The 10,347-nt window shown below is 58.4% G+C and carries 11 protein-coding genes and 1 pseudogene; 10 read left to right on the top strand and 2 right to left on the bottom strand.

Going from position 1 to position 10,347, the window contains the following annotated elements; genetic code table 11:
• Together lexA and VL003_RS02895 are read right to left on the bottom strand one after the other, a co-directional pair.
• Positions 1-417, bottom strand: a 417-nt coding sequence (gene lexA, locus VL003_RS02900; RefSeq protein ID WP_325439392.1) for a transcriptional repressor LexA, incomplete at its 3' end; no start/stop codon positions are given.
• A gap of 116 nt (positions 418-533) precedes the next feature.
• A complete protein-coding gene (locus tag VL003_RS02895; RefSeq protein ID WP_325439390.1) occupies positions 534-1,733 on the bottom strand; it encodes an amino acid aminotransferase in 1,200 nt (399 codons plus the stop codon).
• A 127-nt stretch (positions 1,734-1,860) separates the two neighbouring features.
• Between VL003_RS02895 and uvrB the strand changes: the two genes are divergently transcribed.
• The 10 genes and pseudogenes from uvrB to iscX all read left to right on the top strand — a co-directional run.
• The gene (gene uvrB, locus VL003_RS02890; RefSeq protein ID WP_325439396.1) at positions 1,861-3,876 is read left to right on the top strand and encodes an excinuclease ABC subunit UvrB; all 2,016 of its coding nucleotides are present in this window, start codon (positions 1,861-1,863) and stop codon (positions 3,874-3,876) included.
• A gap of 358 nt (positions 3,877-4,234) precedes the next feature.
• The gene (locus tag VL003_RS02885) at positions 4,235-4,723 is read left to right on the top strand and encodes a low molecular weight protein-tyrosine-phosphatase (RefSeq protein ID WP_325439388.1); all 489 of its coding nucleotides are present in this window, start codon (positions 4,235-4,237) and stop codon (positions 4,721-4,723) included.
• Positions 4,724-4,933: 210 nt separating this feature from the next.
• Positions 4,934-5,443 (top strand): Fe-S cluster assembly transcriptional regulator IscR, encoded by a 510-nt coding sequence (iscR, locus tag VL003_RS02880; protein ID WP_325439386.1) that lies wholly within the window; start codon positions 4,934-4,936, stop codon positions 5,441-5,443.
• A 36-nt stretch (positions 5,444-5,479) separates the two neighbouring features.
• Positions 5,480-6,697 carry an IscS subfamily cysteine desulfurase gene (locus VL003_RS02875; RefSeq protein ID WP_325439384.1) on the top strand — a complete coding sequence of 406 codons (1,218 nt, stop codon included), beginning with the start codon at positions 5,480-5,482 and terminating at the stop codon, positions 6,695-6,697.
• Between the two features lie 15 nt (positions 6,698-6,712).
• Positions 6,713-7,096, top strand: a complete 384-nt coding sequence (gene iscU, locus VL003_RS02870; protein ID WP_325439382.1) for a Fe-S cluster assembly scaffold IscU — start codon at positions 6,713-6,715, stop codon at positions 7,094-7,096.
• Between the two features lie 4 nt (positions 7,097-7,100).
• Positions 7,101-7,424: an iron-sulfur cluster assembly protein IscA gene (gene iscA / locus VL003_RS02865; RefSeq protein ID WP_325439380.1), complete on the top strand. Its 324-nt coding sequence runs from the start codon at positions 7,101-7,103 to the stop codon at positions 7,422-7,424.
• 3 nt (positions 7,425-7,427) lie between these two features.
• Entirely contained in the window at positions 7,428-7,961 is a 534-nt protein-coding gene (gene hscB, locus VL003_RS02860; protein ID WP_325439378.1) for a Fe-S protein assembly co-chaperone HscB, read from the top strand.
• A gap of 44 nt (positions 7,962-8,005) precedes the next feature.
• Positions 8,006-9,867, top strand: a pseudogene (hscA, locus tag VL003_RS02855) (Fe-S protein assembly chaperone HscA).
• A 10-nt stretch (positions 9,868-9,877) separates the two neighbouring features.
• Complete coding sequence (gene fdx, locus VL003_RS02850) at positions 9,878-10,219, top strand: ISC system 2Fe-2S type ferredoxin (RefSeq protein WP_325439376.1); 342 nt, start codon at positions 9,878-9,880, stop codon at positions 10,217-10,219.
• Positions 10,219-10,347: Fe-S cluster assembly protein IscX (iscX, locus tag VL003_RS02845; protein WP_325439394.1), on the top strand; the 129-nt coding region annotated here is incomplete at its 3' end. The genes fdx and iscX, both read left to right, overlap by 1 nt.

Below are 10,347 nucleotides of genomic sequence, written 5' to 3'. Positions count from 1 at the left end.
CATGCTGAGACCGCGCACGCGCAGCAGGTAGTCGGGAGTTTGTGTAAAAAGCGAAGGTTCGACGCCAACTTCGCGCTCGACGTGCTCGGCTGCCAAAATGGGGCTGCCGGCGGCAACCCGCCCCACGACTGGTAGCAGTATTTGCGCCAGTGCGGGCATGGAAGGCTGTGTGGCAGTTTCTGCAGGGTCGGCCCCTGTAGCAGGAACCAGCAGGCGTATGCCGCGCGAAGCACCTGCGGTAAGCTCGATAGCCCCTTTGCGGGCCAGCGCGCGCAGATGGTCTTCGGCCGCATTGGCCGATCGAAAGCCCAGCGAGCGCGCGATTTCGGCGCGGGTGGGCGGAAACCCGGTACGCGCAATTTCGTGGCGGATGAGATCGAGAATTTGTTGCTGGCGTTCGGTAAGCTTGATGGCCATTGCGCGGTGTCGCCTGTGTTTATGTACAGTTCCCGCATTGTGCTTTGATTCACCAAAAAAATCAAGCCGTTGCAGCCAACTGCAACGGCTTGAAGCCGACCGGCCGGCCCAAATGCTTATAGCACTTTTGCGATGGCGTCGGCCACGTAGTCGATGTTGCCGCTGTTAAGTGCCGCCACACAGATGCGCCCACTGCTGACCGCATAAACCCCATGTTCGACCCTTAGACGTTCAACCTGTTCGGGGGTGAGGCCCGAATACGAGAACATGCCTCGTTGAGCCAACACGAAGTCGAAGTTCTGCGCAACGCCCCGGGCCTTGAGTTTCTCGACCAGCTGCGTGCGAACCGAATGAATACGTTCGCGCATCGCTGCGAGCTCTTGGACCCACAGACCGTAGAGTTCGGGGTTGTTGAGCACCGTGGCAACCACCGTACCGCCATGGGTGGGCGGGTTCGAATAATTGGTGCGAATGACTCGCTTGAGCTGGCTCAGCACCCGAATACTTTCGTCGTGCGAGGAGGTGACCAGGGTAAGTGCGCCCACGCGTTCGCCATACAGCGAGAACGACTTGGAGAACGAAGAGCTGATCAGCATGGTCAGGTCGAGTGATGCAAACAGCCTGACCACCGCGGCGTCTTCTTCGAGGCCGTCGCCAAAGCCCTGGTAAGCGATGTCGAGAAAGGGCACGAGCTTGTTTTGCTTGACCACGTCAGCGATTTCACGCCATTGCTCGAACGAGGGGTCGACGCCGGTCGGGTTATGGCAACACGCGTGCAGCACCACAATGGTTTGGGCGGGCAGGGCCTTGAGGCCGGCCAACATGCCTTCAAAATCAAGACCATGGCTTTGCGCGTCATAATAGGGGTAGGTTTCGACAGTGAAGCCTGCGCGCTCGAACAGCGCGCGGTGGTTTTCCCAACTGGGGTTGCTGATAACGACCTTTGATTCCGGCAACAACTGACGCAAGAAGTCGGCGCCGATTTTCAGGGCTCCGGTGCCGCCCAGTGCCTGAGCGGTAAGTACACGACCCGACTCAATCGCCGGTGAGCCTTCGCCCAGAAGCAGGGTTTGGGCGGCCTTGTTGTACGTAGCCAGCCCCTCGATGGGCAGGTATCCGCGCGCGGCAGCGGCTTCGATGCGTTCGGTTTCCGCCTTGCGTACAGCCTTCAGCAGCGGAATGCGTCCCTCGTCGTTGTAGTACACCCCCACACCCAAATTGACTTTCTGCGGACGGGTGTCGGCGTTGTATTGTTCGTTGAGGCCAAGAATGGGGTCGCGTGGGGCGAGTTCGACTGAACCGAAAAGTGAGGTCATGTTTAATGGGACTTGCCAGAGGAAGGGAAATGAGAAAGCGAGGAACGCTTGTAATAATGAGATAATAAGGGGTTAACCCTAGCAATGTCTAGCGAAGACCCGCTGGCATTTTTGTATGGCCGCCACATTGAAAGCACCCGGATTCCTGCAGTTTCCAAATAGCCCGTTCGAGCTTTACCAGCCTTATCCCCCGGCGGGTGACCAGCCGGTCGCTATCGATGCCCTGGTCGAAGGCATCGACGACGGGCTTATGTATCAGACGCTGCTCGGGGTGACCGGGTCAGGTAAAACGTTCACCATGGCCAACGTTATTGCCCGGACCGGCCGGCCGGCCATCGTTCTGGCACCCAACAAAACCCTGGCAGCCCAGCTTTACGCAGAGTTTCGCGAGTTTTTCCCGCGCAATGCCGTCGAGTATTTTGTTTCGTACTACGACTACTACCAGCCCGAAGCCTATGTGGCCGCCCGCGACCTGTTCATCGAAAAGGATTCATCCATTAATGAACACATCGAGCAGATGCGTTTGTCGGCCACCAAAAGCCTGCTCGAGCGTCGCGACACGATTATTGTGGGTTCGGTTTCGTGTATTTACGGTATCGGCAACCCGGGCGACTACCACGCCATGGTGCTTACCCTTCGAACGGGCGACTCCATTCCCCGACAAGAGCTTCTGGCGCGTCTGGTCACCATGCAGTACGAGCGAAACGACATCGAGTTTGCGCGGGGTACTTTTCGTGCGCGCGGCGAGACCATCGACGTCTTTCCGGCCGAACACGCCGAACTTGCGGTGCGCATCACCTTGTTTGACGACGAGGTCGAAGCGCTGGAACTGTTTGACCCGCTGACCGGCAAGGTTCGCCAAAAGGTGTTGAGGTTTACTGTTTTCCCTCGTTCCCATTACGTCACCCCGCGCGAAACCGTATTGCGGGCTATTGAAACCATCAAGGCTGAACTACGCGAGCGCCTGGCGTTCTTTGTGGCGGAAAACAAGCTGGTCGAAGCGCAGCGGCTAGAGCAGCGCACCCGGTTCGACCTGGAAATGCTTCAAGAACTGGGCTTTTGCAAGGGCATCGAGAACTACTCGCGCCATTTGTCAGGCGCCGCCCCAGGCGAGCCGCCGCCGACGCTGATTGATTATTTACCGGCCGATGCGTTGATGTTCATCGATGAAAGCCACGTCACCATGGGGCAATTGGGCGCCATGTACAAGGGCGACCGGTCACGTAAAGAAACCCTGGTCACCTACGGGTTTCGCCTGCCCTCTGCCATGGACAACCGGCCGCTCAAAATGGAAGAGTTCGAGCAACGCATGCGCCAGACGGTGTTTGTGTCGGCAACTCCGGCCAACTACGAGAACGAGCACTCCGATAATGTGGTCGAGCAGGTGGTTCGACCCACCGGCCTGGTCGACCCCCAGGTCGAGGTCAGGCCCGCGACAACCCAGGTCGACGATCTGCTGGGTGAGATCAAGCTTCGCATTGCCAAGCAGGAAAGGGTGCTGGTCACTACGCTGACCAAGCGCATGGCCGAAGACCTGACCGACTATCTGAATGAAAACGGCCTGAAAGTGCGTTATCTGCATTCCGATATTGATACCGTCGAGCGGGTTGAGATCTTGCGCGACCTGCGTCTGGGCACGTTCGATGTGCTGGTGGGCATTAACCTGCTACGCGAGGGCCTGGACATCCCCGAGGTGTCGCTGGTCGCCATACTTGATGCCGACAAAGAAGGCTTTTTGCGGTCCGAGCGCAGCCTTATCCAGACCATAGGCCGCGCCGCCCGCAATCTGAACGGCAAGGCCATACTGTACGCTGACAAGATCACCGACTCGATGCGGCGCGCCATTGACGAAACCGAAAGGCGTCGGGCCAAGCAGCTGGAGTTCAATACCCGGCACGGCATTACGGCACGGGGGGTCAACAAGGCAGTGCGCGAGCTGATCGACGGTGTACTGGCTCCGGCAGTTGCCGCACCCGAGTCCGAGTTTGCGCCCGAAATACTGGCTGACGACAAATTGCTCGCGCGCGAGATCCGTCGCCTTGAAAAAGCCATGACCGATCATGCCCGTAATCTCGAGTTCGAGCAGGCGGCTCAGGCGCGCGACGCCCTGAACCGCCTTAAGCAGCAAGCACTGCTAAGTTGATTGAAACCAAGCTCCCGTCGAAAGTGTAACTTTTGTTGCAATTTAACTACAAAAAATTGACGCCGTCGGCCGCTTGATGCTGCGTTGCAACGAAAACGCCACTAAACGTTTATGGTTCGCTGGTGCAGTACGGGGGGGCGATGCAGCATTCCCGCGTCATGAGTTTGTCATATGCTTATGCCGCAAAAGCGATGCTGCCCCGCATAGATACGATGTTTGCGGCGTGGCGGCCATTCGCCTCGAGGGCTGCCTCCGGGTTTGTAAGGCCTTATTTCCGCAAGATTTTTTCTTGTCAATCCGGTCGCGTCGGCGCGGAAAACTATTGCCTTATTGCGGGTTTTCCCTCACAATTTCACCTATGACTAAGGTACTTTTCGTTTGCATGGGTAATATCTGCCGCTCACCGAGCGCAGAGGGCGTTTTTCGTCATATGATCGACGAAGCCGGCCTTTCTGGTGTTGTCGGCACCGATTCTGCTGCCACCCACAGCTTCCACCTGGGCGAAGCGCCCGACGCTCGAGCACAGGCTGCTGCGCGTAAGCGTGGATACGACATCTCCCAACATGAGGCCCGTCTGGTCAAGCCCGAAGACTTTCGCGAGTACGACCTGATCCTGGCCATGGACTGGGAAAATCTTTCCGCACTGCAGCAGCAATGCCCCAAGGTGTATCACCACAAGCTCATGCTGCTCATGCGTTTCGCCAACGAGTTCGAAGAAGCCACTGTACCCGACCCTTATTATGGCGGCGTCGAAGGCTTCTCCAAAGTCCTCGACTACCTCGAGGACGCCTGCCAGGGTGTGCTCGAAGTCGTTCGTAAACGGGTTACCCAATACCAAGCAGCCTAGTCCGGCGTTCGGCGTTGCAGCCGCGCTGTCCTTTGGCGTGCGCAGACCAAAAAAACCGGGCTTTTTCAGCACGGTTTTTTTATCGCTACATACCCTATCAAATCAGTCGGGAATTTGCTATACTTGACCTAATTGGTCGGGTATTGGTGCTTGCGTCTTGCAGGCATCTGCCGCCCGGCGTTGCATTTGCAGCACTGGCAAGGAACAACCATGCGTCTAACCACCAAGGGGCGTTTCGCCGTCACTGCCATGATAGATCTGGCATTGCGTCAGCAAAGCGGCCCCGTCACTCTGGCTGCCATCAGTGGGCGGCAGAACATATCGCTTTCGTATCTCGAACAGCTCTTCGGCAAGTTGCGCCGTCACGAGCTCGTCGACAGCGTGCGCGGCCCCGGAGGCGGCTATACATTGGCCCGCCTGGCGCGCAATATCACTGTGGCCGACATTATCTTCGCGGTTGACGAACCGCTTGACGCCACCAGTTGTGGCGGCAAAGAAGACTGCAACGTCGGGCGCAGCGGTCATTCAAGTAAGTGCATGACCCACGAGCTCTGGACAACGCTTAACCACAAAATGGTCGACTACCTTGACTCGGTCTCATTGCAGGACCTGGTCGACAAACAGCGCATGCGCCTGGTGCATGAAGCCAGTCAGGCTCAGGCTTCCCTTCGCATGAAACCGCCTGTCAAGGCTAAAATCACGTCCTCGCTGTCCGCGTAAGACACGGATCAGTACCGCATTTAGGAGTCTTCTTTAATGTCTTCCCCTTCACGACCGGTCTATCTGGATTACTCGGCCACCACGCCGGTTGATCCCCGCGTAGTCGAAAAAATGGTGCCGTGGCTGTATGAAAACTTCGGCAACCCGGCTTCGCGCAGCCATGCTTATGGTTGGGATGCCGAAGAAGCCGTCGAGCAGGCACGTTCCGAGGTCGCGCAATTAATCAACGCCGACCCTCGCGAAATTATCTGGACTTCCGGCGCAACCGAATCCGACAATCTGGCCATCAAGGGCGCCGCCCATTTTTATTCGGGCCGCGGCAAACACATTGTTACGGTCAAAACCGAGCACAAGGCTGTGCTTGATACCTGTCGCGAACTCGAACGCCAGGGTTTCGAAGTTACCTACCTCGACGTCCAAGAGAACGGCCTGCTCGATATCGAAGCCTTCAAGGCGGCGCTGCGCCCGGACACCATCCTGGCTTCGGTCATGCACGTCAACAACGAAGTCGGCGTCATCCAGGACATCGCCGCGTTGGGCGAAATCTGCCGCGAAAACGGCGTCATATTCCACGTTGACGGCACCCAGGGCGCCGGCAAAGTTGAAATCGACCTTCAAAAGCTCAAGGTCGACCTCATGTCGTTTTCGGCGCACAAGGTATATGGGCCCAAGGGCATTGGTGCACTGTACGTGCGGCGCAAGCCCCGGGTGCGCATCGAGGCGCAGATGCACGGCGGTGGTCACGAGCGCGGGTTTCGTTCGGGTACCTTGCCCACGCATCAAATTGTCGGCATGGGCGAAGCCTTCCGTCTGGCACGTCTTGAACTGGCCACCGAAAACGAGCGCATCCGCGCGCTGCGCGACCGCCTTTACAAGGGCCTTTCGCAAATTGAAGAAACCTATGTAAACGGCGACATGGATCAGCGTGTACCGCACAACCTCAACATCAGTTTCAACTATGTCGAGGGCGAATCGCTGATCATGGCGATCAAAGAGCTGGCCGTATCCAGTGGTTCGGCCTGCACCTCGGCCAGTCTCGAGCCTTCTTACGTGCTTCGGGCCCTGGGGCGCAACGACGAACTGGCGCACAGCTCCATTCGTTTTTCGCTGGGGCGTTTCACCACCGAGCAAGAAATCGATTTCGCGGTTCAACTGCTGGTTGATCGCGTAGGCAAACTGCGCGACATGTCCCCCCTATGGGAAATGGCCCAAGAGGGCATCGATCTGAACTCCGTCCAGTGGGCGGCGCATTAAACAGGAGCTCAATCAATGGCTTACAGCGACAAAGTACTCGACCATTACGAAAACCCACGCAACGTCGGCGCGTTCGACAAATCCGACACCAGTATCGGAACCGGCATGGTGGGCGCTCCCGCCTGTGGCGACGTCATGAAACTTCAAATCAAGGTCAACGACGCCGGCGTCATTGAAGACGCGCGCTTTAAAACCTACGGTTGCGGGTCCGCCATTGCGTCCAGCTCGCTGGTTACCGAATGGGTAAAAGGTAAAACGCTCGACCAGGCACTCGACATTCGCAACACGCAAATTGCCGAAGAACTTGCCTTGCCACCTGTAAAAATCCACTGTTCGATTCTGGCCGAAGACGCCATCAAGGCGGCTGTCCAGAACTACAAAGACAAGCATCAGGACTAAATCCATGGCTATTACGCTTACTCAGAACGCGGCACAACACATCCACCGCTACCTCGAAAAACGGGGCAAAGGCCTGGGTTTGCGTCTGGGTGTTCGTACCACCGGCTGTTCCGGCATGGCATACAAACTCGAGTATGTCGACGAGCCCGATCCGCAAGACCAGATGTTCGAAGACCACGGTGTCAAGGTGTTCGTCGACCCCAAAAGCCTGGCCTACCTCGATGGCACACAGCTTGATTACGGGCGCGAGGGCTTGAACGAGGGGTTCAAGTTTACGAACCCCAACGAAAAAGCCACTTGCGGCTGCGGCGAGTCCTTCACGGTGTAGTGCGTGGCAAGCGAAGACTATTTTCAGCTGTTTGGCTTGCCTGCAAAGTTCGCCATCGATGTCGATACCCTCGACGCCACCTGGCGTCGGCTGGCGGCGCGCGTTCACCCCGACCGCTACGCGACGGCGGGCGCGGCCGAGCGCCGCGTTGCCATGCAATGGGCGTCGACCATCAACGACGCCCATCGCACATTGAAGTCGCCCATCGCCCGCGCCCGCTACTTATGCGAGCGAGCCGGATGCGACCTGCAAACCGAAAGCAATACGCGGATGGACGGCGGGTTCCTCTTGCGCCAGATGGAATGGCGTGAGCAGCTCGACGAGGTCCGCAGCGGCGGTAATATTGCCCAGGCTGAAACGCTTCAGGGTGACATTGAAACGGCGCGCGACGAGCTGCAGGGCCAGGTCGAGCGGCTTATCGACAGCCAGCAAGATTTTCAGCAGGCCTCCGGCAAAGTGCGCGAATGGATGTTTCTGGACAAGCTGCTGGAACAGGCAAAATCATTGCGCAACGAACTGCGCGACCGGCCGAATTAAGTTCGTCCAGGCAGTTTCTACTGCATTCACAGGCCCAAATATTTATGGCACTACTGCAAATTTCCGAACCGGGCGAGTCGCCCGCACCTCACGAACGCAAACTTGCCGTGGGCATCGACCTTGGCACCACTCATTCCCTGGTGGCTGCCGTACGCAGCAGCGTTCCCGAGGTGTTGCCCGACGCCGAGGGGCGCGTGTTGCTGCCGTCGGTGGCGCGTTACCTTGCCGACGGCCAAGTGTTGGTCGGATATGACGCTCGGGCGCAGCAGTCTGCCGACTCAGCCAACACGATTGCGTCGGTCAAACGTCTGGTGGGCCGGTCACTGGACGAAGCGCGGCGCGAAGGCGCAGCTTACGAGTTTTCGGGTGACAACAGCGTCAAGCTTAAAACCGTGCAGGGCGATATTACGCCCGTCGAGGTGTCGTCACACATTCTTTCGGTACTGCGTGAACGCGCCGAACAGGCCTTGGGCGGCGACCTGCTGGGTGCCGTCATTACCGTGCCTGCCTATTTCGACGATGCTCAGCGTCAGGCTACTCGCGACGCCGGCCGGCTCGCAGGGCTGACCGTGCTGCGTTTGCTTAACGAACCCACGGCGGCCGCAATCGCCTATGGGCTCGACCACGCGGCCGAGGGTGTCTATGCCGTATACGACCTGGTGGCGGCACTTTCGATATATCGATTCTGCGCCTGACCAAAGGGGTCTTTGAAGTCGTTTCCACCGGCGGTGACACCCAGTTGGGTGGCGACGATTTCGACGAAGTCATTGTGGCCCAGTTGGTTGACAAAACGCGTTTGGCCGCCTTGCCCAAAAGCGATCGCCGGCGTTTGCTGGTCGTTGCCCGGCAGGTGCGCGAAACGCTGTCGCAACAAGATCAGGCCGTATTCCAGGCTACCTTGTCCGATGGACAAGAACTAAGCCATACCGTCACCGCCGGGCAGTTCGAGACCTGGGTCAAGCCGTTGGTCGGACGTACGCTCGACACCGCCACCCGCGCGCTGCGAGACGCTTCACTTGAGGCGCAGCAAATAAAAGGCGTGGTGCTGGTCGGAGGTGCTACCCGCATGCCTATCGTGCGCCGCGAGGTAGGGCGGCTGTTCGGCACCGAACCCCTTACCGACCTTGACCCTGACTGCGTTGTGGCGCTGGGTGCGGCCTTGCAGGCCAACCTTTTGGCCGGTAACCGAGGCGGGGCCGACGATTGGCTTTTGCTTGATGTCACGCCGCTTTCGTTGGGGCTGGAAACCATGGGCGGTCTGGTCGAGCGCGTCATTCCGCGCAACAGCACCATACCGGTTGCGCGTGCGCAAGAATTCACCACATTCAAAGACGGTCAAACAGCCATGAGCATCCATGTGGTGCAGGGCGAGCGCGATCTTGTCTCTGATTGCCGTTCTCTGGCGCGTTTCGAGCTGCGCGGCATACCGCCCATGGTGGCCGGCGCAGCGCGCATACGGGTCACTTTTCAGGTTGATGCCGACGGCTTGCTGCATGTCGGCGCCCGCGAAGAAAGCACCGGCGTCGAAGCTGCAGTATCGGTCAAGCCTTCTTATGGCTTGTCAGACGATGAGGTGGCGCAGATGTTGGCCGCCGGCATGGAGAACGCCGGAAGCGACGCCCATGCACGCGCCGTACGAGAGCAGCAGGTCGATCTTCGGCAACTGATCGAGTCTATCGAGGCCGCTTTATCGAGCGATGGCGACCTGCTTGCTGCCGACGAGCAGGAGCTCATCGCCAAGTTGATGAAGCGTGCCCGTCGTGTATTGGCTATGGACGATGTCGACACGCTGCGCAATATGCGCGACGAGTTAAGCGCCGCCACCGATTCTTTCGCCGCCAGACGCATGGATCGGAGCATACGCGCCGCATTGTCCGGCAAAACTCTGGACGAATTGGCCGGATAACAGGAACCCCATGCCCAAAATCACCGTATTACCCCACCCCGAAATCTGCCCCGAAGGTGCTGTGATAGAAGACGCAGCGGTAGGCACTTCGATCTGCCGTATCCTGCTCGACAACAACGTTGAAATCGAGCACGCCTGCGAGCTTTCATGCGCCTGCACCACCTGTCACGTCATTGTTCGACAGGGGTTTGATTCGCTCGAAGAGGCCACCGACAACGAAGAAGACTACCTTGATCGTGCATGGGGGCTTGAGCCGACCTCGCGGCTGTCTTGCCAGGCCCTGGTGGCTGACCAGGACCTGACCATCGAAATCCCCAAGTACACGATCAACCACGCCAAGGAAAACCACTGATGCGCTGGACGGACACCTACGAAATCGTCGAAGCCTTGCAAGAGGCGCACCCCGATGTCGACCCGGCCCAGTTGCGCTTTACCGACCTGATCGAGTGGGTGCTTGCGTTGCCCGGCTTCGAAGACAGC

It is taken from the genome of Pusillimonas sp., from assembly GCF_035515275.1.
Taxonomy (GTDB): Bacteria; Pseudomonadota; Gammaproteobacteria; order Burkholderiales; family Burkholderiaceae_B; genus Pusillimonas.
Note: the sequence above shows the minus strand (reverse complement) of the source record. Positions and strands in the feature narration are given on the sequence as shown.